The sequence below is a fragment of the Pediococcus damnosus genome (assembly GCF_001437255.1).
GTDB classification, from domain to species: Bacteria; Bacillota; Bacilli; order Lactobacillales; family Lactobacillaceae; genus Pediococcus; species Pediococcus damnosus.
Genome location: NZ_JQBD01000022.1, coordinates 1 through 24,863, shown reverse-complemented (window position 1 = coordinate 24,863; position 24,863 = coordinate 1). Strand labels below are relative to the sequence as shown.

Annotated in this window: 23 protein-coding genes; 5 read left to right on the top strand and 18 right to left on the bottom strand. The window is 39.9% G+C overall.

Going from position 1 to position 24,863, the window contains the following annotated elements; all coding sequences use genetic code 11:
• The 4 genes from IV84_RS04445 to IV84_RS04430 all read right to left on the bottom strand — a co-directional run.
• Positions 1 to 1,435 (bottom strand): C69 family dipeptidase (locus IV84_RS04445; protein WP_081036075.1); only part of this gene is annotated, 1,435 nt, incomplete at its 3' end.
• Positions 1,436 to 1,564: 129 nt separating this feature from the next.
• Positions 1,565 to 3,007: an APC family permease gene (locus tag IV84_RS04440; RefSeq protein ID WP_046871671.1), complete on the bottom strand. Its 1,443-nt coding sequence runs from the start codon at positions 3,005 to 3,007 to the stop codon at positions 1,565 to 1,567.
• A 123-nt stretch (positions 3,008 to 3,130) separates the two neighbouring features.
• On the bottom strand, positions 3,131 to 3,904 hold the full coding sequence (locus IV84_RS04435) for an ABC transporter permease (RefSeq protein ID WP_056986171.1): 774 nt from the start codon (positions 3,902 to 3,904) through the stop codon (positions 3,131 to 3,133).
• Positions 3,901 to 4,551: an ABC transporter ATP-binding protein gene (locus IV84_RS04430; protein ID WP_046871669.1), complete on the bottom strand. Its 651-nt coding sequence runs from the start codon at positions 4,549 to 4,551 to the stop codon at positions 3,901 to 3,903. Before IV84_RS04430 ends, IV84_RS04435 begins: the two co-directional genes overlap by 4 nt.
• A gap of 126 nt (positions 4,552 to 4,677) precedes the next feature.
• Here IV84_RS04430 and IV84_RS04425 point away from each other — a divergent pair, with 126 nt between their 5' ends.
• Positions 4,678 to 5,613 (top strand): glycosyltransferase family 2 protein, encoded by a 936-nt coding sequence (locus IV84_RS04425; protein WP_046871668.1) that lies wholly within the window; start codon positions 4,678 to 4,680, stop codon positions 5,611 to 5,613.
• A 61-nt stretch (positions 5,614 to 5,674) separates the two neighbouring features.
• On the opposite strand, the gene IV84_RS04420 is transcribed toward IV84_RS04425, so the two are convergent.
• The 3 genes from IV84_RS04420 to IV84_RS04410 form a co-directional block, all read right to left on the bottom strand.
• Positions 5,675 to 6,217 (bottom strand): MerR family transcriptional regulator, encoded by a 543-nt coding sequence (locus tag IV84_RS04420; protein ID WP_046871667.1) that lies wholly within the window; start codon positions 6,215 to 6,217, stop codon positions 5,675 to 5,677.
• Between the two features lie 81 nt (positions 6,218 to 6,298).
• Positions 6,299 to 7,510, bottom strand: coding sequence for a multidrug effflux MFS transporter (locus IV84_RS04415; protein ID WP_056986170.1), 1,212 nt, complete (start codon positions 7,508 to 7,510; stop codon positions 6,299 to 6,301).
• A gap of 68 nt (positions 7,511 to 7,578) precedes the next feature.
• Positions 7,579 to 8,463: an NAD(P)-dependent oxidoreductase gene (locus IV84_RS04410; RefSeq protein ID WP_080945535.1), complete on the bottom strand. Its 885-nt coding sequence runs from the start codon at positions 8,461 to 8,463 to the stop codon at positions 7,579 to 7,581.
• A 141-nt stretch (positions 8,464 to 8,604) separates the two neighbouring features.
• Here IV84_RS04410 and IV84_RS04405 point away from each other — a divergent pair, with 141 nt between their 5' ends.
• The gene (locus tag IV84_RS04405; protein ID WP_046871665.1) at positions 8,605 to 9,072 is read left to right on the top strand and encodes an 8-oxo-dGTP diphosphatase; all 468 of its coding nucleotides are present in this window, start codon (positions 8,605 to 8,607) and stop codon (positions 9,070 to 9,072) included.
• A gap of 41 nt (positions 9,073 to 9,113) precedes the next feature.
• Positions 9,114 to 10,556, top strand: a complete 1,443-nt coding sequence (rlmD, locus tag IV84_RS04400) for a 23S rRNA (uracil(1939)-C(5))-methyltransferase RlmD (protein ID WP_046871664.1) — start codon at positions 9,114 to 9,116, stop codon at positions 10,554 to 10,556.
• Between the two features lie 180 nt (positions 10,557 to 10,736).
• Here the strand turns inward: rlmD and IV84_RS04395 are convergent, their stop codons facing one another.
• From IV84_RS04395 to IV84_RS04370, 6 genes are all read right to left on the bottom strand, one after another.
• Complete coding sequence (locus IV84_RS04395; protein WP_046871663.1) at positions 10,737 to 11,153, bottom strand: YolD-like family protein; 417 nt, start codon at positions 11,151 to 11,153, stop codon at positions 10,737 to 10,739.
• Positions 11,154 to 11,157: 4 nt separating this feature from the next.
• Positions 11,158 to 11,475: a hypothetical protein gene (locus tag IV84_RS04390; RefSeq protein WP_052694514.1), complete on the bottom strand. Its 318-nt coding sequence runs from the start codon at positions 11,473 to 11,475 to the stop codon at positions 11,158 to 11,160.
• On the bottom strand, positions 11,468 to 12,766 hold the full coding sequence (locus IV84_RS04385; protein ID WP_056986169.1) for a Y-family DNA polymerase: 1,299 nt from the start codon (positions 12,764 to 12,766) through the stop codon (positions 11,468 to 11,470). Before IV84_RS04385 ends, IV84_RS04390 begins: the two co-directional genes overlap by 8 nt.
• A 123-nt stretch (positions 12,767 to 12,889) precedes the next feature.
• Positions 12,890 to 14,056 (bottom strand): ArgE/DapE family deacylase, encoded by a 1,167-nt coding sequence (locus tag IV84_RS04380; protein WP_046871660.1) that lies wholly within the window; start codon positions 14,054 to 14,056, stop codon positions 12,890 to 12,892.
• Positions 14,057 to 14,075: 19 nt separating this feature from the next.
• The gene (locus tag IV84_RS04375; RefSeq protein WP_056986168.1) at positions 14,076 to 15,689 is read right to left on the bottom strand and encodes a peptide ABC transporter substrate-binding protein; all 1,614 of its coding nucleotides are present in this window, start codon (positions 15,687 to 15,689) and stop codon (positions 14,076 to 14,078) included.
• Between the two features lie 185 nt (positions 15,690 to 15,874).
• Complete coding sequence (locus IV84_RS04370) at positions 15,875 to 18,622, bottom strand: YhgE/Pip domain-containing protein (RefSeq protein ID WP_056986167.1); 2,748 nt, start codon at positions 18,620 to 18,622, stop codon at positions 15,875 to 15,877.
• Between the two features lie 125 nt (positions 18,623 to 18,747).
• Here IV84_RS04370 and IV84_RS04365 point away from each other — a divergent pair, with 125 nt between their 5' ends.
• Positions 18,748 to 19,353, top strand: a complete 606-nt coding sequence (locus tag IV84_RS04365; protein WP_046871886.1) for a TetR/AcrR family transcriptional regulator C-terminal domain-containing protein — start codon at positions 18,748 to 18,750, stop codon at positions 19,351 to 19,353.
• Between the two features lie 423 nt (positions 19,354 to 19,776).
• Here the strand turns inward: IV84_RS04365 and IV84_RS04360 are convergent, their stop codons facing one another.
• The 4 genes from IV84_RS04360 to IV84_RS04350 form a co-directional block, all read right to left on the bottom strand.
• Positions 19,777 to 20,448 (bottom strand): endonuclease III domain-containing protein, encoded by a 672-nt coding sequence (locus tag IV84_RS04360; protein WP_226997406.1) that lies wholly within the window; start codon positions 20,446 to 20,448, stop codon positions 19,777 to 19,779.
• Entirely contained in the window at positions 20,448 to 20,582 is a 135-nt protein-coding gene (locus tag IV84_RS11305; RefSeq protein WP_257722202.1) for a hypothetical protein, read from the bottom strand. The genes IV84_RS04360 and IV84_RS11305 overlap by 1 nt, the downstream gene beginning before the upstream one ends.
• A 93-nt stretch (positions 20,583 to 20,675) precedes the next feature.
• Positions 20,676 to 20,981, bottom strand: a complete 306-nt coding sequence (locus IV84_RS04355; protein WP_046871887.1) for a hypothetical protein — start codon at positions 20,979 to 20,981, stop codon at positions 20,676 to 20,678.
• Between the two features lie 85 nt (positions 20,982 to 21,066).
• The gene (locus tag IV84_RS04350) at positions 21,067 to 21,264 is read right to left on the bottom strand and encodes a hypothetical protein (protein ID WP_046871888.1); all 198 of its coding nucleotides are present in this window, start codon (positions 21,262 to 21,264) and stop codon (positions 21,067 to 21,069) included.
• Positions 21,265 to 21,717: 453 nt separating this feature from the next.
• Between IV84_RS04350 and IV84_RS04340 the strand changes: the two genes are divergently transcribed.
• Complete coding sequence (locus IV84_RS04340; protein WP_046871890.1) at positions 21,718 to 23,136, top strand: C69 family dipeptidase; 1,419 nt, start codon at positions 21,718 to 21,720, stop codon at positions 23,134 to 23,136.
• A 53-nt stretch (positions 23,137 to 23,189) separates the two neighbouring features.
• Here IV84_RS04340 and IV84_RS04335 read toward each other — a convergent pair whose 3' ends face one another.
• A complete protein-coding gene (locus IV84_RS04335) occupies positions 23,190 to 24,824 on the bottom strand; it encodes a peptide ABC transporter substrate-binding protein (RefSeq protein ID WP_056986165.1) in 1,635 nt (544 codons plus the stop codon).
• Positions 24,825 to 24,863 lie beyond the last annotated feature (39 nt).

Genomic DNA, 24,863 nt, shown 5'->3' with positions numbered 1-24,863 from the left:
CACCAATACCAGAAAGTGTAGACCCTAAATTCTTATCCATATTAAACGTCAATTTAGATAATCCAGCGCCCTGCACAACCAAACTCCCTATGAAATCAACGGTTTGTTTACGCATTTCAGTAACCAAAACCTTATTCTGCTCAGTTAAATAATCCGATAAGGCTGATCCTGTTAAATCACGAGCTTTATTATCAGTATTTTCCAAATAACGGCGTTGTGTTTCGCGAATGGCAGTTAAGTAATCACGTGAGTTTTGGACAAATTGCGGATAATGACTTTCGACCATCATCGATAATGTGCGGTACATCCAGTAAGCGTCACTAAAGTTGAAACTCATGGCTGTATTCTTGTAGCTATCATCTGTATCGGTCGCATTACTGTAAAACGGTACGTAAGGACTGAAAGATGGCACCCCAAAGTTCAACCAGTAAATGGCCGCTTGTTCAGCTGGCACATTATTCCGAATTTGCAGAACATGTGAATTTTGCGTTCTATTCATGGAAATTGGACGGTATCGATACTTGTCGGCACTCTCGCCAGGTGCCAATGGATCATATTGAGTTTCGTTATAGTGGGAACCTAAAATGAATTCGACATCTTCGACCGAAATCTTGTGCGTTGTATGACAGATAAAGGGAAGCTCACCAGATTCTGGTTCCTGTTCAATTTCAGGATTCAAAAATTTCTGTGCATACCAAACTCGTGGCGTGTTGTAATGGCGGTCTTTTTCGTTAAACGTGCCAAAAATATGTCGGAAATTCCATCCTTGCGCATCCACATTCAAATGATGTTTCTCAACAAAGTCCTGAATGCCATCTGCCCACATGAAATTATCAGGATCATTGAAATCAACTTGCTGAATCGCAACTTCATTGGCAGCTATCGCATACGCATCATCTGGAATCCGTTGTGCCACCCAGTAATGACCAGTCACGATTTCCATGTACCAAACATTGTCTTTATCACTGAAAAGCACACTGTTTCCAGCGTTCGACCCATATTTAGCAATCAGATCCCCAAGGCGTTTGACTCCATCCTGCGCGGAATCCACATAAGGAAGCACCATCGTTTCAAGCGAATCTTCACCTAAGCCATCTTTAATCAAAGGATCATAGGCTAATGTCCGTTCATTGCCATAGGTACTTTCAGTTGCACTAACGGCGACGTTTTTCTCATTAATGCCGCTTTCATCATTCACACCTTCGTGTAACTTGTTGGGATCCGCATCAGGAGTAGCGGTATACCGATAACCATCTGCAGGCAATGGTGCTTCAAATCCATTTAATTTGGACTTTAAAACAACTTTTTGACCTTTAACGGCAGGGTGCATATAAAACTTCTTCGGGTGAATCGGCAAATACCGATCCTCGTTTCGAGCAATCATCGTTGAACCATCTAAACTGGCCTTTTTTCCAACTAAAACTGAGGTACACATACTGGTTACTTTATTCACGTTTCATCGTCTCCATTTCTGTGTCAATAACCCCATTCTACCAGAAAACGAATGCGTAGATTGACAAAAAAAGCCTGCCCATCGTTAAATGGCCAAACTCATTTAAAAATCTTATTTATTTTTATCGCGACGTGCAATCATCGGCATGATAAAGCCTAATGCGATTAACACAATTGGGGTAATAATGTTTAAGCCTAATTGTAAAAACCAGCCGTGAGGATCTGAAGAAAAGCTAACCTTTGGAACCATTCCTAAGACACACACGAAGGCGGTAAAAATGAAGCACCAGAAACCAAGTAACCAGCCGATCGTCTTATTTTTGACAAACATATAATCAGAATGAAATTTGTTCATATGCTTGCTCAAAAGCATGAAGGCCACGAAGACCCAAAGGTAACGAAGCGGCATGACAATTGAGTTTAAGTTTAAGAGCCAATTGTAAAGCTGTTGAATATTTTTAATTCCCAGTCCAGGAAGGATAATCAAGATTCCAACCAGAATTCCCGTCATCTTGTAACCATTAATGAATACCCCATGCTTGTTGAGTTTCATTAATGACTTAGGAACATATTCATCATTATGGCCTGAAAGTAAAATTCGTAGTGGCGCATCAATCGAAACAATCAAGGCCGCAATCTGACCAATGGAATTGGTTAATCCGTAAGTGATCATCAGAGCATTGCCGATATGATAATACTGGCCCAGCCGCTGAAAGGCACTGTAAGCTCCGTTCATCATCAAATCCTTAGGAATCGCCTTACTGTTGAATAAAATGGCCATGCCGACGGATCCAGCAATTGCACAAACTCCCACTAGGATAGCTAACACAATCATTCCAAGCGGAAATTCTTTGGACGGATTTTTGGTTTTGTTAACATATGGCGCGATCTTTTCAGAACCACCAACCGCTAAGACTAACATCGATAACGTCGTAAAATAGCTAAAATTAAAGTTTGGAATATATGTTTTCACATGCGTTAAGTTCTGCGTTGCTGCGGTAACGTTTGGTAAATGGGGTGCCGCAATTGCCAGGAAAATAAACAGAATCGACATGACAAACGTTGCGGTTCCGGCAAACGTCGCAATGACTCCAAGCGTTGTAATTCCCTTTGAAGCTACCCACATGAAAAATAGAAAAACAATTAAACATAAAATTGAAAAAATGGCTGTTGAAAAATGACTAAAGTAGGTTCCAGCTCCGGTAAACGCCCAACTAATGGCGATTAAAATATTTTGTGGCTTCTGTGCTAAGTATGGCACATGCACAACCCAGTATGTCCAGGCTGCAAAGTAAGCCAATCCTCGCGTAGAAGTGGCATCAATCCAAGAACTAACCCCACCACCACTCTTTTGAAAGGTCGATCCAAGCTGGCCTACCATTAATGTATACGGAATAAAGTAGACCGCTAAAATGATAATCCATGATGTGATAACCGACGCGCCTTGTTGCGCATAGTTATTCACAACATTGTTAAATCCCCAAACAGTATTGAACGCGATCAATGCAATTGTAAACCAACGAAATTGCTTTGTATTAGTACTCGTGTCTCCCAATTTAACCAGCTCCCCATATTATTAGATTATTTAAGTCTATTATACCGGAGAACTGTAAGGGCTTCCTGTGATGTTAGTGAGCGTTTTCACAAATTGCTAATTTTTTACTCATAGTTTTATTAGTTAGTCATTATTGGGCATGTCTTTAAGTTGTTTTCGAGAATTGTAAAAATTTCGATATGCCAAGTAACAGGCAATTACGGAGCCAATACTGGTTGCTGAAAGTAACATAAAGGTGACCATGATTTGATACTTAATTGCCCGAACTGGATCGACGCCAGCAAAAATAAGTCCAGACATCATTCCTGGTAAACTCACAATCCCGCCTGTTTTAGCTGAATCAATTGTGGGCGCCATCCCCGTTTTAATACTTTCGCGAAGAATTCCAATCGAGGCATCACGCACCGTTCCGCCCAAAGCCAGGCGTTCCATAACACTTTGGCGCTGATCACGAAATTTCGTATTCATACTGCGGTAGCACAGCCCAATCGCCACCATCGAATTGCTTGCAATCATTCCAGAAATTGGAATCACTTGCGATGGAATTAGTTTAATGGCTCCTGATAGAATCAAAACTCCCAACGTTACGCCGGTACTTGCAAGAATAGCCACAAAGGAGATCGGTAAGGCATGTGCCATTCCATTACTCCGTTTTTGCGCATTCCATGAAGCATTAAATAAGATAATTAGAATCATGACTAACGTTAAAAAGACATTATTTACTCTAAATACATATTTCAATAAATAGCCAACCACAAAAAGTTGAATAACGGCCCGAATAACCGCCGTAATAATTTCTCGATCAATTCCTAACTTTTCCCGATAGCCAATCCACATCGCAACTAAAACCAGCAAACCTGCTAGGGTTAATGACCAATTACTCACATCAAGATTCATTTTGTGACCTCCAACTTTCCTTTTACAATGGTGATTATGTGACTAGCCTGTGCAATTTCAGTTGCATCATGGGTCACCGCCAGGATTGTGACATGGTGATCCTTATGAAAATGCTCAATTAAATTATGCACAATGTCCTTATTCGCTTCATCAAGACCAGCCGTCACCTCGTCTAAAAGTAAGACATCTGGTGAAAACATAATGTTACGAATCATCGCCACTCGTTGTTTTTCACCACCAGAAAGTTCCGTAATCTTTTTACTTAGATAACTTTCTGGTAACCCAACGTACTCAAGGGCCGATTTTTGTTTGGCCACGTCAATATCAGCATTGCGGATTTGAAAGGGAAAGTCTAAATTATCGGCCACGGTTCTCCCGAATAACGTAGGTTGTTGAAAACAGTAAGACACCTGCCGGCGATATTCAATTGGATCTTTTTCGCTAATATCTTGTCCTTTAAACAAAATTTTACCTTCAGTCGCGGTGAGCAATGACGCTAGGACGCGTAGTAAGGTGCTCTTACCACCACCGGAGGGCCCTGTAATTGTCAAATAGTCTTCAGCTCCTACTGATAATGAAATTCCTTGTAAAATTTGATTTTCTTGAGCTCGATATCCAACATTTTGAAGCTCTAAAATTGCCGTCATATTACCATCTCCAAACGTTTCGTTTTATTAACTCCATTATATCTTGTCGTCATTGAATTGAGAACTTTTTGTACTTACTTCCGAAGGAGATGTTATAATTTAAAAGAACTAGGAGGAGTTTAGCTAATGAAAACTGTATCAATGATCGTCCCATGTTTTAATGAACAAGAATCCGTGCCAATTTACTTTAAAGCAATTACTAAAGTCTTTGAAGATCCTCAAATGAAAGATTACACTTTGGAACTTTGGTTCATTGATGATGGTTCATCAGACGCGACCTTAAATGAACTTAAAACTCTCAATGCCCAACATCCTGAAACAGCGCATTATATTTCGTTTTCTCGAAACTTTGGGAAAGAATCTGCAATCCTTGCTGGCTTAGAAGCAGCAACTGGTGAAATTGTGGGCTTGATGGATGTTGACTTGCAAGATCCTCCTGAATTACTTCCAAAAATGCTTCGTGAACTACATACTGGTGAGTATGATGCAATTGGCACTCGCCGCGTTGGTCGTGAAGGAGAGCCAGCATTCCGGTCATTCCTTTCAAACATGTTCTACAAATTAATCAATAAAATTTCTAAAGTTGAAATTGTCCCTAATGCCCGGGATTATCGCGTGATGACCCGCAAAGTGGTCAATGCCGTTTTGAATTTACCCGAAAGAAACCGTTTCTCAAAGGGAATTTTCAGCTGGGTTGGTTTCAAAACTAAATATTTAGACTTTGAAAATCGTGAACGGGTGGCCGGTAATACATCTTGGTCAATTTGGCAACTATTTGAATATTCACTGGAAGCCATTATTGATTTCTCTACAGCACCGCTGGCAATCGCTAGTTTTATAGGAATTTTTGCTTGCGTTGTGTCCGTGATCGCCGTTATTTTCATCATTATTCGGACGCTTTTCTTTGGTGCTACAACGGCTGGCTGGCCTTCGTTGGCAGCAATCATCCTCTTCATTGGCGGAATTCAGCTTTTCTGTTTGGGAATTCTTGGCAATTATGTCGGCCGGATCTATTCGGAAAGTAAACACCGTCCTGTTTATGTCGTTAGTGAGAAAAAATAATTTTAACAAAACAAAAAGCATTTGGAATTTAGCCGCTGGACTATTCCAAATGCTTTATTTATTAGGCTTCATCTGTTTCATCAGAACCGAAATGCCGTTGCCACCACGATTTCTTTTTTGGTGGTTCTTGTAGCAATTGTGCGTTCTTCTTAGTGACATCAGTCAATTCAGAAATCTGAGTTTGTAATTTCACATTTTCGTCATGATACTGTTGGTTTTGTTTAACCACTTGAGCCAACATTTCTTTGATCTCAGACAAATCCTTATTCTGAGCTTCAAACATCTTTGTATCAACTACGGCTGGTGACTTCGTATCTGCCTTTTTACTTTTTTCGGCTGCTTCTTTGTCTGTAAGTCCCAAAGTTACATCGACAGCTTGTTTTAATGTATGCCGATCTCCCAACAAATCATTCATTTGTTGCAAGAGCTTCATATCATCTTCGGAATAAATCCGACGTCCTCGACCATCATGTTGGAACTTATGGCCCATTCGTTCCATTTCTTTAGCCCAATTACCTAAAGTTGCTAAACTACCAATTCGGTCTACTTTATTAACAACTTCAGAGCCTGTTATGTATTCATCTGCTTTAATATCTTTTGCCATATTGTCCACCCCGCTTTTAACTTAATTGTACTACAATTAGTTCAAAATTTGAAGTTAAAATTAAGTTCACAAAGGCCATAATTACTGGTTTTGTTTCTTTCCCTCGAGTTTTGTTAGAATGCCAAATAATCCTAGCGCTCCTAACTCACTAATTAAGATCAAAACGGCCATTGGTGCATAACTACGATTGCCAAGTGCGCCAGCTAACGGCGTAAATATACCACCCACAATGTTCATTAAAAGGCCTAAAACTGCCGAAGCACTCCCAGTGTTAGTGCTTTGACTGCTCATTGCAATCGAGGTCGCAATCGTATTAACTATGCCAATACAGATTACCACCACAAACAATGGGACAGCCACCAACAAAATATTCGGGGTTAACAATAAACTACCGACCATAATTACCCCGGATACCGATCCCAAAATTAACGCCAAGCTTAATACTTGCCGACCAGAAAGTTTGTTGGTCAAGTAGGCCGGAATATTATTACCAATGATGATGCCTAGTCCATTCAGGGCGTATAGTAAGCTAAATTGTTGGGCAGTTAAGCGAAAGAAATTCTGAAAAACAAACGATGAAGCCGAAATATAACTAAATAAAGCGCCAAAAACGAGCCCTTGAATGAGTGCGATTAAGATAAATTCTCTTTGTTTGAACACGGATCCTAATGATCTAAAGCTCTGAAGAACGCCTTGTGTACTTCGTGAGCTTTGGGGCAAGGTTTCATCTAACGTCAGCCAAATGCCGAACACGACTAAAACGCCAATCACTGTTAAGAACCCAAAAATTCCACGCCAACTCATGAAGTTCAATAAGAATCCGCCGATGATAGGTGAAATGATTGGAAAGATGCCGTTCACACCCATTAAGATAGAAAAAAACTTGATTAATTCTTTGCCTGAAAACAAATCGCAAGCCACCGCCCGTGAAAGAACCTGCCCAGCTGATCCTGCCAGCCCTTGAATAAACCGCAGCACAAGGAACAGGGTAATCGAATGGACTAGCATGATCAGAACTGAGGTTAAAGCAAACAACGCGAAACCAATGGCAAGTGGCACTTTTCGCCCAAATTTATCACTTAACGGGCCCACAATTAATTGCCCCACAGCAAGCCCAATCAAACAAAAAGTAATACTTAATTGAATAACTGAGGTACTTGTGTGAAATGCTGCTTGCATAGTTGGTAACGCTGGTAAATACATATCTAACGATAAAGGACCGGTTGCACTGATTAATCCAAGAAAAAAGGTTAACCAGAGCTTCCGACCCTTTGAGACTTGATTAGTTTTCATTTATATGACTCCTGCTCCGAATTTAACTTCAGAACTCAGTGTAACCTAGTTTAGCTTTAAAAAACAAATCAATCTGGTAATTTTCCGGTTGTCCACCAAAGTTTTACAAGTGCTTGAGTACCATCATTGCCTAAATGTTTTTCATCGACTAACCGCGCATACAAATTACGGGCCGCATCTGTCGCGGGTAAACTAATATGCATCCGATCAGCTTCATTTAACGCAATACGTAGATCTTTCAAGAAATGTTTTGCAAAAAAGCCTGGCGTATAATCATTTTTAAGAATTCGAGGTGCATAATTTTCCATACTCCAATTATCAGCACCACCACTTTCAAGAGTTTGCAGAACCTTTGGTAAATCAAGTCCAGCGGCATTAGCATAAACTAACATTTCACTCATCCCGGTCATTGTGCCGGCAATCATGATTTGATTAGCCATCTTAGCGTTCTGTCCGGCTCCAGCTTCGCCAAAGTAGTTTGTCTGTTGGCCAATCACATCAAAAATTGGTTGTAAACTATCGTAAGCAGCCTTATTTCCGCCAACCATAATTGTTAGTGTGCCCTTTGCGGCGCCAATATCACCACCTGAAACAGGAGCATCGAGAACTTGAGTTCCCTTATCCGTTCCATATTTACTAATTTTCTTGGCTAAAGTTGGGGTACTGGTCGTCATATCGACCACGATCTGCCCTGATTTAGTGCCAGCAAAAATGCCGGTTTTTCCAAAATAAACCTCTTCAACATCCGGCGGGAAACCAACCATTGTGAAGACAATCTCACTAACTTCGGTGACAGCTTTTGCAGAATCTGCCCAAGTTGCGCCGGCTTCAACGACTGGATCGGCATGAGCTTTGGTCCGATTAAATACCGTTACCGAATAACCAGCCTTCAGCATATTTTTAATAATTCCGGTCCCCATCACACCAGTTCCTATAAATCCAATTTTTTTCAACTAGTTCATCTCCTAATCTTTACACCATTATCATACGCACTTTTTCGCCAAATTACAGCGATCGAGCTTTGTAAAAATAAATTTTTAACCCTAATTTCTGGTATGATAGAGGATGAAATCATTGTTGGAGGAATAATACCCATGTCACAAGTCCATTTGCCAGAAAAAACGATTTTAACAACCCTTGTCATGGTTGAAGATCCCGCTTCGAAAAAAGTGCTTCTTGAAGACCGCCGCAATCAAAATTGGGCTGGTATTACGTTTCCTGGTGGCCACGTTAACTCTGGTGAATCCTTTGTAGAATCCGCAATTCGTGAGGTTTATGAAGAAACACACCTTGAAATTCAGAATCCACAATTAATCGGGGTCAAACAGTTTATGGCTGATCCCCATGTTCGTTACATCGTATTTCTATTTAGAACCAACCAATTCAAAGGAACCCTGAAAGCTTCTAGCGAGGGCGACGTTTTCTGGAAGAATCCTTATGAAATTAAACAATCGCAAGTCGTTGATGATTTCTTTGATCTGTTACAGATTTTTAAAAGTTATGATGTTTCAGAATTATACTATCAAGATTATAATGGTCAGTCCGTCAAGCGCGTTGAATAGCTTTACACATGCTATTCACTCTAATTCAGAAAGGAATTCCAATGAACGACAACAAAAATTACAAACCACAATTTAAAAAAAATTATCATAAATCGAACCAGCCCAAGACCTCTGTGCAAGACACGATCGAAATTGGCCAACGCATTCCTTTAACTATCAAACGCCTCGGCATTAACGGTGAAGGAATTGGTTATTTCAAGCACACCATTTGTTTTGTCAAAGGAGCTTTGCCTGATGAAGTTGTGACTGCAACGGTAACTACCGTCCATCCTCGATATATGACAGCTGAATTGCATACCATTCGTGAAAAAAGTAAAAATCGGGTGGAACCACGCGATGCCTACGCTGACGAAGTGGGTGGTTTTGAATTAGAACACCTCGCCTATCCGGCTCAGCTGGAATTCAAGCGTGATGTTGTTCGCCAGGCCCTTGAAAAGTACCGTCCTGCCGGTCATCAATACTACAAACTTTTACCAACAATCGGTATGGATAATCCCTATGAATATCGGAATAAGGCTCAATTCCAGATTCGTAAATTAGATGGTAAGGTTGCTGCTGGCCTCTATAAGGAAGGGAGTCATGACCTCGTTGATTTACCAACGTGCAGTGTGCAACATCCCCTCACAATGAAAATTATGCGTCGCGTCGTTGCCCTGTTGGATGAACTTGACGTGCCAATTTACGACGAAGAACATGGTTCCGGAATCGTTAAAACAATCGTTGTGCGGGTGGCAGTTGCAACTAATGAAGCTCAGTTGGTTTTCATTACCAACTCTACCAAGCTTCCCCATAAACGTGAAATGATTGCTGAACTTCAAAAAGATTTTCTTGAAATTGTTTCTTATATGCAAAACGTCAATAAAGGCAAAACCTCCCTTGTTTGGGGAGATGACACAACTTGTTTAGCCGGTAAGACGTTTATTCAAGATAAATTAGATGGATTGACCTTCAATTTATCCGCACGGGCCTTTTACCAGTTGAATCCTTCTCAAACTTCCAAATTATATGCAGAAGCTCGCAAAGCATTGGATCTTTCTTCCGATGAAAACTTAGTTGATGCCTATTCTGGAGTCGGCACCATTGGCCTCTCCTTGGCTGACCAGGTTAAAGAAGTTCGTGGTATGGACATCATTCCAGAATCCGTTGAAGATGCCAACGAGAACGCCAAATTAAATGGCATCACTAATGCTACGTATGAGGTCGGTCGTGCTGAAGACCTTGTTTCACAATGGATGGCGGCTGGTTTTCATCCGGATGCATTGATTGTTGATCCACCACGGACCGGCCTAGACGATAAGCTCATTGAAACCATTCTTGCTGCCAAACCAGAACGCTTCGTGTACATCTCTTGCAACCCATCTACCTTGGCCCGAGACCTAACTAAATTGACCACTGACTACATTATCGATTACATTCAATCAATCGATATGTTCCCGCAAACAGCTCGTTGTGAAGCAGTTGTTAAGTTTACGCGTCGTTGGTAATAAATAACTAAAAGTTGAAAGTACAGGATTTCAAGCAGCTACTTAATATAAAAATGTTAATAGTTTAGATCCCGTCTTCCAGCAAATTCGGGCTGGAACAGCAATTAACTTTACGTTGGTCAGTTAAAACTCCAAACAATCTATAAAGTCCTTATCTTTTCAAAACAGATAAGGACTTTTTTATGTCTTTGAATTTAAGTTTTTCCAATCCACCGAACCAGTTTGTTCATGCACATTTCGGATATCTTCAAGCTTTACTGCTTGTAACTCACCTTCAGAATCAGCCAGAATGATCTCTTCTTCATAATAACCACTTACCGTTCCTGTCAACGAATCCACTTTTTCACCGTCTAACAGAGATTTTAACTGGATATGTATGAAATGCTTATTAATCCATGCTTGTTGTAATCGCTGACTAATTTTTTCGAGTGATTGTTCTGGAAGTTGCTTTTCTGGAACTTCAGCTTGTTTCATTTTTTTAATGGCGCTGGTATGATCCGATAGGAAAAATCCACCCCATTTCAGCATACCCCGATCATGATAATCATTTTTGAAAAATCGTTCCGTGACAGATTCATCGACCCGTTTAATGATCATTAAATCATCCCTTTGAAATCCGATTCTGGCTTTCCGGCCAAACTAATTCATGAAATCCTTTAAACTGCATGGTAATTTGAGTTTTCTTTTGGAGATTACGAATCACACTCTCTAAATACGCTAAATCATAATTTTCGATGGTGTGTAAAGGGATCGATTTTTCTCGTTGATTCTTGGGCTTAATCTCCAGAAAAAAGTTAAACGTCTGACTAAAATGGTCACGAACCACTAACATTTGATAAATTGTGCGTGACTTCCGTAAAAAATCTTTCTGTAATCTTTCTAAAATTAACTTGGCTGCTTGTTCACTGGTTTCAATCAAAACTATTTCCTCCATTATGACCACCCACTAAGGATGCTCTGCCTAGCATCGTTGCCCCATGCAATAAACTACTGGCCGGGACAAGCGCCGTAGTCCCAAATTGATCATGGACCTTATCCAAAACTCGGGTCATGAGATCATGCTTAATTTGCGTATGAGGATTCATAAACAAATTTAATTGCAATCCCTCATTTGAAGATAAGTGTGAAAGGGAAACGGCAATGTTACGGATTCCCTCGCCATCCCATGTTTTTCGGAAAAGGTAAATTAAATATTGATTAATCTGATCCGAACTTTCTGTAACCTCAATTCGCATAGAATGCGCAAACCCACTCTTACCACTAGTCTCGGCACTGACATATGAAAATCCAATCATCAAACTCACACACCCAGCTTGTTGATGGTGATGCCGCATGCGTGAAGCAACTTGATTTCCAATTTCTTTGATGACTGTTTCAATTTCGCGTTGTACGACATAATCTCTAGCCAAAACTTGGGAATTTCCCCAACTTTTATCACTCGGCTTAATCAAATTTGATAACTGACTACGATCAATCCCCCACGCTAATGCCAAAAGCTGCGTCCCGATAATGCCAAACTCGGCTTTCAACTGATACGGGTTCGAATGGGCAAGATCATCCATACTATGAATCCCAACCCGTTCTAGATGTACCGCCGTTCGCCGACCAATACTCCAAACAGACTGCAAATCTGTAATTGGCCATATTTTTTCTGGAAAAGTCTCATAAGTTAAGGCCCCCATCCGATCATCATCGTGTTTGGCAATCAAATCTAAGGCCAACTTAGCCTGCACTGGATTTTCACCAATTCCAACCGTCGTCCATAATCCTAATTTATCGTGAACCGCCGTTTGAATTCGTTTAGCTACTTCTAAGGGAGTCCGACCAAATAACCGCCAAGACTTCGACATATCCAAAATAGATTCATCAATTGAATATGGATAACAGTCTTCGTCAGCCACAAACTGGAGAAAAATTTTATTGATTGCTAAATTCTTTTTTATGTACAAATTCATACGTGGTGGCACCGCTGTTATGCGATCATCTTGCGGCAAATCTCGGCAACGTGACACATTGGTAATTCCAAATATTTCTTTGGCCCGCGGTGAGGCCGCTAAGATAAGACCGCCATTGGTGTTGTCTTCTTCTGACATCACAACCAAAACAGATTTCAACGGATCTTCGTCACGGGTGACAGATTCAACACTGGCATAAAATGATTTATTATCAATCATAAAAAACAAACCATGTGGTTCTCGATCATAATTCATCGTCCTCACCTCTTCACCTCTTCACCTCTTCACCTCTTCACCTCATTATACGAACATACGTTCTAAAAAGTCAACAAAAAAACGTCTAGAATTTATTTTTCTAAACGTTCTCTGAATCTAAATTTAGACAGAGGCCAATACCCCAACAAACTGGCTAGCCACATCCTTTAGGTAGGCAATGCTGGTTAGATACTGAGAAATATCCACATATTCATCATAACCGTGAGAAGAACCATTTCCAGGTCCAACTAAGATAATTGGGAAATCTTTTTTTGCTTGAACAAATTCCGAACCATCATTGGCACCTGATGAACTTTCAACAGGAAGAATTTTATCAAAATACTTACCGCTGACCTTCTGGGCTAGTTTGGTTAGCGAATTCTCACCATTGACAATTGGCACCTCTGGATAAATAAATTTAATTGCCAATTTCATTTTTGGATCACTTGCATTTAAGTCATCCACAACTTGCTGAAGGTCGGTGAAAATTTGCTCATTTGAATATTCTGGAATTGAACGAATATTACCTTTGAGCATTGCATAATCCGGCACACTATTAACCTGTTTGCCACCCTCAATAATATCAATGCTATGCGTCATCTTTCCGAGTTTTGCATTTACTTCAGTATGTTGACTCATCAGCTTTTGAGCGGCCAGATAAAACTGCATCAAATTGTCAATGGCGTTTACACCCTCATCTGGACGAGAACTGTGAGCAGGTACCCCAACTGAAGTTACTTGATAGTCAATTACCCCTTTGCAACTCGTGATAATGCCGTCCATATGAGGTTCTGTAATAATTAACCCATCCAAATCATCAGCATAACCCTGCTGAGTCAAAACATGCGCGCCATATTCACCGGTTTCCTCGCCAACGGTGGCTAACAACTTAATTTGACCTTCAATTGAAGTTCCACTTTCTAACATTTCCAACATGATAATGATGGCGGCTGCCAGTCCGCTCTTCATATCAGAAGCACCACGGCCAAACAACTTGTCGGCCTTTTCATCCACAACGCCAGCAAAGGGATCATGTTCCCAATGATCAAGATTTCCAGGGTCAACCACATCCATATGCCCAGAAAAGCCTAAATGTTTTCCGCTGGGGTTTCCCATCGTAATCACTAGATTTGTTCGGCCAGTTGCAAATGGCACTTTTTTAATTTGAACTTTATCTGAATAGGGTTCAAACAGTGAAATAATGTAGTCTGCCACTTTTTCTTCGTGATCATTTACGGATGGAATCTGAATCAAGTTTTGTAAGATACTAATTTTTTCGTTATCTGTCATATTATTGTCCTCGTTTTATTTATTTGATTGAAGCGTATTGATACAAAGCATCACCACTCTGGTTAGAGTACGTCAGCCCTTGAACATCTTTACTAACTAAGTGGCTGGCAGTACTTTGATAAAGAGGCACAATTCCTTGTTTAGCCATCAAATACTTGTCTGCCTCTTGCATTAATGTCCACCGTTCGCTAGTTGTGTGATTATTTGTATCATCAATTTCATTCATCAATTTGGTGTAGTGTTTATCACTCCACTTGGTAAAGTTAACTGGATCTTCGCCATTCCCCAATTGCAGGAATTCTTCTGGATCTTGGTTATCACCTGTCCAACCATCCAAGTTAATATCATAACCACCGTTAGAAGCCACGCCAATATGTTGGGCATGGGGCATCGCTTTGACATCAATTGCGAGACCCTTTAAATACTTTTGAGCCTGTCCCTGAATATATTGTCCGACCTGTTTATCAGTGGTGGTATTATCCACTAACATGGTTAACGTCAACTTCTTCTTACCCAATTGTTTCTGAGCTAATTTCCAATCTTTTTGAGCATCCTTCACATTATATGAAAGTGAATTACCAACTTCGCCAGCAAAATCTTTGCCATTCGCAGTATCCGTTGCATCACCCTTTGGTACCATGTTAAGAGCCGGTACGGAACCGTCAGCTAAAACTTTAGAAGTCATCGTTTTCCGATCTAAAATCAAACTAATTGCTTTAGAAAGGTTTTCGTTGCTAGTTGCTGATTTCTTGTAGTTAAATTCCAAAAAGGCCATTCGTGAAATGAGATGCGTATTTAAATTACTTGAATTAGAAAACTTGCTAACGGTTTGACCGGAAATTGCTGTTTCTTGAACCTTGTTACCCTTAAATAGGTTAGTTCCCGTTGTATCGTCTTTCACAACTTGAACATCAACTTTACTTAACTTAACTTGTTTAGCATTCCAATAATAAGGATTCTTCACATATGTCCAAGTATCTTTAGTACCGTTCCAGCCCACTAGTTTGTACGCCCCACTAGAAACAACCTTGCTGGATGAACTGCCATAATTAGCCCCATATTTTTGAACATAGGCACTGTTAACTGGGTATAAAGATGTCGCCAAGACTGTTTTTAAATAAGGTTCTGGTTTTGATAATTGAATCTGTAAGGTATGGTTATTTAAGGCCTTGACACCCAAAGCAGAAGGTTTCACTTTACCGTCTTGAACAGCCTGATAATTTTTCACATAGGTCAATAAATTGGCCACTTGTGATTTTGTACTTGGATTAACCTGTCGTTGGAAAGAAGTGGCAAAGTCTTGGGCCGTAATTGCTTTACCGTTTGACCATTTGGCGTTCTTTTTAATTGTAAATGTGTAAGTCTTTCCACCATTAGTTGGCTTCACAACTTTAGTGGCCGCTCCCGCAACCACCTTGTTATTTTTGTCTAATTTATACAATCCTTCATCTGTTTGTGCAAAGAGGCTGCCACTATTCGTATCGCCGCCTTTATTTGGATCAGCAGTGGCTGGATTGCCAGCCAACGTCACGTTCATCGCTTCTGTGTTGTTACTTGCTTTGGTGGAAGAACATCCCGCGAATAAAATTCCTGAAAATAAAATGGCTCCCATTGCTAAAATTTGTTTTTTCATATTTATTACTCCCCGTAGTATTAATATTCATGTTTTGCCGATTAAATAGAATAAATATTCAATATCTGTATATTACCACGTTAGGTTTCTAAGTCAAGGAGTTTTTAATTATTTATGCACAAAAAAAGCATTAATGATGGCTTTTAATCACTATCAATGCTTTTATTCAGCATTTTATGCAAAAATCAGTCTTCTTGTTCTGCCATTTTTGCAGCTAATTTACTTTGCGTCCCCGCAACTTGTTTTGGATCATCGAAATCGATCGTCTTTAAACGTCCCCGTCTAATAGAGAAGAACCAAATAATCAAAATATTAAACACAATGGCAATTCCCAACAAGACAAGGACATCATTTCGAACGCTACCACCAATCATTAGCGTTTCTCGTAGTGCATGAATCGCATAAGTCATTGGTAGATAAGGATGAATTGCTTCAAAGAATCCATTTGAAAGTTGAATTGGATAGGTCCCCGCTGAACCGCTCAGTTGCAGAATCAAGAATATCAGCGTGAAGAACGCCCCAATCCTTCCAAAGAACAGGTTGGCCCACGTGACTAACGCCACAAATGCCAATCCAATTAGGAGCAATACACCGTATGTCTTAGTTGCTTGAAGTGGTGCCATATGATCGACTACCAAAAGGAGGACATACATTAAAGTTGATTCAAGTACTGAAGCAACCCCCAGCACACTCATCTTACTTGCCCACCAAGAAGTTCCAGAACGAGGGAATCTCCGTGGTGTGTAAGTATCGTACATTAGATTCAATGTCAAAGCGCCGACGAACAAAGCAACGGTCATCATGTAAGGAGCCATCCCAGTTCCGTTATTTGGAACCTTATCATGATCCTTATGATGCGCTGAAACTGGTTTGGCAAACTGATTATACGTCTTTTGATTAGGTTTTATGTCACTAACCTTATCGCTTGCCGACTGTAATGAACCAGTTAACTTATTATTCCCATTTTTCACGGAATTAATGCCAGTTCCAAGCTGTTTGGATCCAGTGGCGAGCTTCCCAGCACCACTACTAATTTGGGAAGCACCTGAACCTAACTGATTCATCCCACTTTGTAATTGGCCACCTTTTGAAGCCAAGGTTGCCGTGCCACTAGCAAGTTGGTTACTGCCCTTGCTCAAAGTAGTAACCCCGTTGGTCAACGTTGGTATTTTAGCATCCATACTTGCCATGCCATTAGCAAGTTGACTTGTTCCTGAACTTAACGTACCACTCTTACTATTCAACTGGTTCAATCCATTTGAAAGTTTGTCTGAGCCGTTTGTCAGTTGCGTTAAGCCGCTATTTAATTCTGGCAATTTATTTTGAACTTCATTTAAGCCTGAATTAATTTTCTGTGAATTCGTTGAAACTTTATCTAAGCCGTTCGTAACTTTTTGTGACGCCGTTCCAAGAGCCCCGACTTGTGTGCCAACCTTCTGGAAACTATTGATCGCAGCAATTGCGCCGTCAGACACCTGATCAACGGAGCTAACTTGTGATTTAATTCCTTTCAAACTGCTCTGTTGCGTGCTCAAAGTATTTAACTCAGTTGACAAGCCTTGGAGATCTTTTGATAATTTCGCAGTTGAGCTACTATTATTACTTGTCGCATTACTTCCTGCAGCAGCATCAACAACGGCCTTCTTCTGGGCGGCAGTTAAATGTTGGGCATCGGCAGCAGCCGCAACTTTTTGTTGAACATTATTATTACTGCTCGACTGTGTTTGTGATTTATCCATAGATGAAACGTCGCTTTGCAAAGTTGCCATCTGTTGTTTAACTTGCGTCATTGCTGCCTGTGAACTTGCACTAGTTGTCTGGCCACTTAACTTATTCATTTGGCCCTTAAGCTGGGTTAAACCAGATTTAACTTCATTTAAGTTGGTGTTCTGACCAGAAATTCCAGAACTTAATTTGTTCAAATTGGCCGTAATTTCAGCACTACCACTCTGCAATTCACCTGTGGCACTATTTATCTGGTTTTCACCGTTAGCTAATTTCCCGGTTGCGCTTGATAAAGAGTCCACACCATTACTTGCAGTTTGTAGCCCACCTGTCAGTGAAGTGGCCCCAGTATTTAACTGACTTACAGCTCCTGTATATTGGCCAACTCCCGTATTCACGGTTTGCGCACCATTATCAAGTTTCGTCACCCCAGTCGCTAGGGGAGCCACCGAAGTACTAAGTTGTTGAATACCATTATTTACTTTTTGTTCATTAGTATTTACTTCTGAAACGCCGCCTACATATTGGCCGATTCCTTGAGATACCTTCTGAGCACCACTTTGGAAGGTCAAGGTACTGCTCGCTAACTTTTGTAAATTACCATTAATCTCGCCATCAGCAGTTGCCAGCTTTTCGGCACCTTGGGTAAGCTTCTTACTTCCTTTTGCTGCTTTACCCATTCCCGTACCCATTTGTCCAACTTCCTGGAACATCGTTTGGGCGTAAATCTTTGTTACCTTATTAGAAACGGTATCTTGCATTGATTTAGCAGCCGATTCAGAAAACTTCGCGGCAATAAAACTATGCCCGGCACTCGTTTCATAATTAAGCTTCATTTTCTTCGGCGAATTATTTAGCAACGTGGTAGCATTTTTAGAAAAGCCATGGGGAATGGTCATTACCATATAATACTTGCCACTATGAAGGCCCTTTTCGGCATTCTTTTTACTTGGAAAATGAAAATCTAGTGCATTAGATTTTTCAAGATTTGATTTTAACTGTTTTCCAACGGCCAATTTATTATTTTGATAATTTACTGGCTGATCCTCATTAACCACGGCTACCGGTAAATCTTTAATCTTTCCATATGGATCCCACATAGAACTCAAAAAGATCACGCCATACAACGATGGTATCAAAATTAATACCGCTAGCACAATCATGACAAATGAGTGTGTTTTGATGTATTTCCATTCTGCTTTGATCATATTACTTTCCTCTTTTTCATGAACACCGTGTTGATTATTTTTATAACGTTCTCTATAATAGGGCCTGTAACCATGAAATTCAATGGTCATTTTTGAACAGAGTGTTCATAAAATTAGGAGGAGCTATGAAAACAGATATTCGTAATCAACAAACTGAAGCAAGCATTCAAAAAGCCTTCATCAAGCTTGTGACAGAAATGGGATTCAATAACATCAGAATTACTGATATTACCCGTGAAGCACAGATTGGCCGAGGAACTTTTTATATTCACTATGTTGATAAATATGATTTACTTAATAAAATTGAACGTAATCTTCTTCAAAATATTAAACAGCGGATGGCAACTGACATAACTAAAACGCACAATACTGGTGAGCATTCTTCCAAACAACTAGTTGAAATTCTAAATTCTCCTTATCGCTATATTTTGCAGTCACTGGATTATGTATATGCGCAACGAGAATCCATTCGGGCCCTTACTTCATCCAAAGGTGATCCTCTTTTTTTGGACGCAATTAAAGAACTAGTCGACAAAGAACTATTCGCAGTAAGCAGCATTTCCACCAAAGAATTGCCAGAAGATTATGCACACGAAATTGTTTTACAAAGTTTACTAAATATTATCTATTATTGGCTACAAAAAAAAGATCCCGAAACTCCCGCAGAAGTCTCAAGGATCATTTTAAAAAGTCGCTTACTTGCGCCCTACCAGCTATTAATTTCTAAGTAAGCTTCTAAAGGTTGAAAGTACAAAATTGCATCCAATTGCTTGATACAAAAACGTTCATGATAACAAAATTAGATTAAAATACCGTCTTCCAGCAAATCTGGGCCGGAACGTAGTGGGCACGACTTAGAGCCGAAAAACGCGTCTCTAAGCTCGGCCTTTATCTAAACGAAAATCGTTAAGATAAACGACACTACTGGGCCCATTTGCTTCCAGACTGAATCAGGTATTAAAACTAATTATATTTAGCACAAAAGTTGTTATGGACGTGGTCATCGAGCTATTTGAAGACAAGTGACCTGCTTGGCTTCAAATCGTGCCCACCCCGTTCCAGGCCAAGTGAGCCGCAGAACGGCAATTAACTTAATTTCGGTGGAGCAAACCATTTAATAGCAGTAACTGAAGTCGTTTGTGTACTTTCAACCTTTAGGTAAGTTTAAGCTGACCGGCATATTCTCCCAGAAAACTTAATTCAAAGTCAGCTGGCTTTTTGACATCTTTTCCATAATTTACAATTAACGCATGAAAATTCTGCCATTCAGATAAATTAAAGTCCAACTGAGATTCAATCAAGGTTTGCGCCTGTAAATACTGACTAGGTAATTGACAGCCAAGCCAGCCAAATAAACGGCGAGAATAAGCATCTACCATGAAACTAGGTTTGTCGAACACATACATTAAAATATAATCGGCCGTTTCATTGCCAATTCCCTTTAAACTGACTAATTCATGGCGTAATTTAGTCTGGGGTTCAGACTTGATTTTAGGAAGTTCAAACTGATATTTTTCTAGCCAGTGACAAACATTGTAAATGGTTTGCGTTTTTCGTGTATAAAACCCACTGGTTCGAATCAGATCAGTCAGCTCTTCTAATGAAAGGTTCTCTACCCGTTTCGGATCAAAATTGGTTGCCTTTTTCAGTTTAAGCAAACTGGGCGCCACATTTTTCCAATTGGTATTTTGAACCAGAATTGCCCCATATATGACTTCCCAGGGTGATTCAGCCCAATCAGTTCCATCCTGCAGCCAAACCTGTGGACCCATATGCGTATTCATAATTGTGTATAACTCTTTTAGCGTAATTTTCATCGAACTCATCAGCGATTCTGCCACCACTTATAAAGATAGCCACCAATGACAATGATCAAAAGTGCCAAAATTTTAGCTGTGGTTCGGGGAAACGGAATATGCGTTAAACCGCCGTATCCTAATACTAATTGTGAAAATAACATTATCGATCACTCCATTTCTGTATTTATCTTCATATAAAATAGCACACAAAGCAACTAAAAGTGATTCTGACAATTTGCGAAAAACTATCCTTACTAACATCGTTTATAGAATGCCATGACCTTTTTCGGAATTGCACTGATATCTATCTCAATAGGTTCATCTTTAGAAACATTTTGCAGAACATGTTCCATATCATCGGGATCATAAGAGTACGAGACAGTGAATTCTACAGCCATATTACCTATTAAACTTAAAATAAAGAACGCAGTAGTTACCTTGGCCACGAAAATATGAAGATGTCCATCTTCTTCAACATCATAATTCCAGTCATCTGATACATTATCATCTTGTAATCCCATATTGAGAAGATTAATTAACGCTTTTTGCACTTTTTCCATTTTTAAAAACCTGCCTTAAAAACCTGCCTATGGTAATGAATTTTGTCCTTATGCTTGATAGCAATTTACTTAAAATCATCAGGCATTATTTTTCTTTGCTTTTTTTGCCCCGAGCATCAATATAATCTATGAGCAAGCACCAGAGAATGAAAAGAACGAATGGCAAGACAGTACTTTTTGAAAAAACAAAAACCTCCAAAAGGGCCAACACGATTCCTGTTCCTAATATAATTGCCCATTCCTTTGGTGTTCTTTTGAACAATCCTTTAAAATATTCTGACATTGATATTTTCCCCCATATTTATAAACTTTACATATTCAAGATTAAACAAAATTAATTTATTTCTTTTTCTTTTGATCCACCCACAGCGTATTGATTAGAGCTAATACTACAAATATCGTTAAAAGGATTTTAACCCATGTGCTTGGAAAAATAGAAGATATAACTAGTGAGAAGACAATGCTACTAATGAAAAAGCTATTTGCACGTTGAACATTCACAAAAAACAACTCCTTTCCCACTTTTATGACTAATTTTACCATTTTTCATATTATTCTTCCTTGCCTACCTGAAACTTATAATCAATTCTCTATTTATTCAAAAATCCAATCGTAATGGTACCGCTTTAATGTAAGCCATCATTCTCCACACAGCTCTTTAACTTGTCACTCATGAAGTCTTTTTTAATTTGGGGTAGAATGGGTTTATCAAATATATATAAAGGGAGTTTTTACATTGATTGAAAAAGCTTGTACAACTGTTTTAGTCGGTAAAAATGCTTCCATTGACGGATCAACAATGATTGCCCGCAATGATGACACATTTTTGCCAGTCGCACCTCATCGTTTCTATATGCATCCCGCAGAACACGATGTCAATGAAACCATTACTTCATCACAGAATGGCTTCACTGCCAAATTACCAAGCAATGGCTATCGTCACAGTGCCGTACCTAATATCAACCCTGATAAAGATGGGATCTATGACGAAAGTGGCTTTAATGAAAAAAATGTCGCTATGAGTGCAACCGAAAGTGTTTACGGTAATCCTAAATCATTAGCTTACGATCCTTTTGTTGTTGATGGCTTAGCTGAAGACAGCATGCCAACCATGGTTTTACCATATATTAACTCTGCCAAAGACGGCGTTGCTTATTTAGGTAAATTAATTGCCAAATATGGTTCTCCTGAAGGTAACGGGGTCATTTTCAGTGACAAACACGATGTTTGGTACATGGAAATTGTCACTGGTCATCAATGGGTTGCCCAACGCATCCCTGATGATGCCTACGCTGTTGCAGCTAATCAAGTTGCCATTCAGCAAATTGATTTCAATGATCCTGACAACTTTATGTGGTCAGAAAATATTCAAAAATTCGTTGAAACTAATCATTTAAATCCTGATAAAACTGGCTGGAACTTCCGTCATATTTTCGGTACTTCAAATGAAAAAGACCGCCACTACAACACCCCACGTGTTTGGTTTGGTCAACATTACTTGAATCCAGAGATCGAACAAGATCCTCAATCTCCTGAATTACCTTTTATCTGCCATACAGAACACAAGATTTCTGTTGAAGATGTGAGTTACATTTTGAGCTCCCACTACAACGAAACTCCTTACGATCCATTTGGCCATGCTGATGACAAAGATCGCTTGAAGTTCCGACCAATCTCCATGAACCGGACTCAAAACTCACATGTTTTGCAGATTCGCAACAATGTGCCTGAAGAACTCTCTGCGATTTTCTGGTTAAACTTTGGTGTCCCAGCTTTTTGTCCTTACGTACCGTTCTACAATAACGCAACAGACACGGACCCAAGCTACAGTGACACTTCAGAAACTATGAACTTGGACGATGCTTATTGGATGTATCGGGCCCTTTCCTCAGTTGTGGAAGGTCATTACAACAAGTTTGTTCAAGAAGATACCGACTATATCACGGCTTCTCAAGAACAATTACGTGGTTTGGTAGCCGCTACTGACAAAAAAGCAGCCAACTATTCTGGTGAAAAACTCACTGAGTATTTGACAAATGCTAACCACGAAACAGTTGCCGCAATGAAGAAACGCACCATGTCCTTGTTCTACCACTTGTTAACAGAAGGGCTAACCCTTTCAAAATTAACATTTAATATGGATAAGAACCTCTAAAAATTGTTCAAACTAAAAGAGCTAACCTCACGGGATTAGCTCTTTTTTGCTACCTATTTTTCAACGTGCACCCATTTATAATCATAAGGGGCACCAGTTGGATGGAACACAACGCCTTTAACTTTTTGATTTACCAATTGCGTTTGGACCGCTTGATAAAGTGGCACAACGGCTTCTTGGTCCATCAAAAGTTTCTCAGCTTTAACAAAATCTTCGTAGCGTTTCTGTTCGTTATTAGAATCCTTACCATTTGTGGCAGCTACCAAACTATCATAAGTCTTGTTAGAGAAGCTTCCATAGTTATACGTATTCCCTGTGGTTTCCAATTGAGCGAATGTCAGGGGATCCGTGTAATCACCGATCCAGCGGACAACGGCCATATCGAAATTGCCACTAAGCTCTGCACTTTGAGCACCCTTGGTAGGCAATGACCGCAGCGTAACTGTGGCCCCGGGCAAATTCTGTTCAACAGCACTTTGAACAGATTCAGCAACTTTCTTCTGGGAATCATCATCACTAACCACCAAGGTAAAGTTCATCTTAGTTTTGCCGGTTTCCTTAAGGGCTGTCTTCCAGTACGCTTTAGCTTTAGCAACATTATATTCAACGGCTTCTGAGTTGCTGGCATCTTTAGTGAAATCTGTGCCAGTTTTTGGATTTTTAACAAAGTTAGCTGGCATAAATCCGGTTGCTGGTGTAGAACCATCTGCCAAAACTTTAGAGGTTAACGTCTTTCGATTGATAACTAAGGAGATTGCCTTCCGCGCATTCACATTAGCTGTCGATTTACCCTTCTTGAAGTTCATGGCAAGATAAGCAGTTTGCCCTTCCGAATACTTCACGAAGGCCTTATTATTCTTCTCTTGCGTAGCTTGCTCACCGGATAGTAAGGCATCATCCAATTTGCCCCCTTGATAAAGGTTCAAGGCTGTATTAGGATCCTTCACAACTTTTACTGGAATTTTACTTAAGGCCACGTTCTTCTTATCCCAATATTTATCGTTCTTAACTAACTTCCAACTCATATTGGTGCCACTCCAACCTTCCATCTTAAACGGACCACTGTAAACCATGTATTTGCTGGCAGTTCCGTACTTTGAGCCATACTTTTCAACTGCTTTTTGATCCTGTGGGAAAAACGTTCCAAACGCCATCAGATACTTAAAGTATGGTGTTGCTTGCGTTAGAGTGACCTGGACAGTTCGTTTATCTAAAGCCTTGATCCCCAACTTGCTTGGCTTCATCTTCCCAGCATTAATTGCCGTCGCATTTTTCACATTATCCATGATATAGGCATACCCAGCCTTCGTATCTGGATTAACCGTTCGCCGCCATGAATAAACAAAATCTTTGGCGGTTAAAGCATCCCCATTACTCCATTTCAAACCTTTACGCAATTTAAACGTGTACGTTTTCCCATTGTTGGTAGGTTTAACAACCTTTTCTGCCAATCCTGCAACTACCTTGTTTCCCTTGGCAACTCGATACAATCCTTCTTGACTGTTATTAATCATGTTGAAGGAGGTTAAATCAATGGACTTAGAGCTATCAATCGATAGTAAATCCGACTGCTCCATAACGCTAAAACTTTGTTCTTTAGATTCTGAACTCTTGGCTGTTCCACAACCTGCCAATGTAATTGATAATAAAAGTGTCGCCGTGCCTAGCTTTTTCCACTTATTCTTCATATCCCAATCCCCTCGTATTATATATTTTGAAACTTTGTT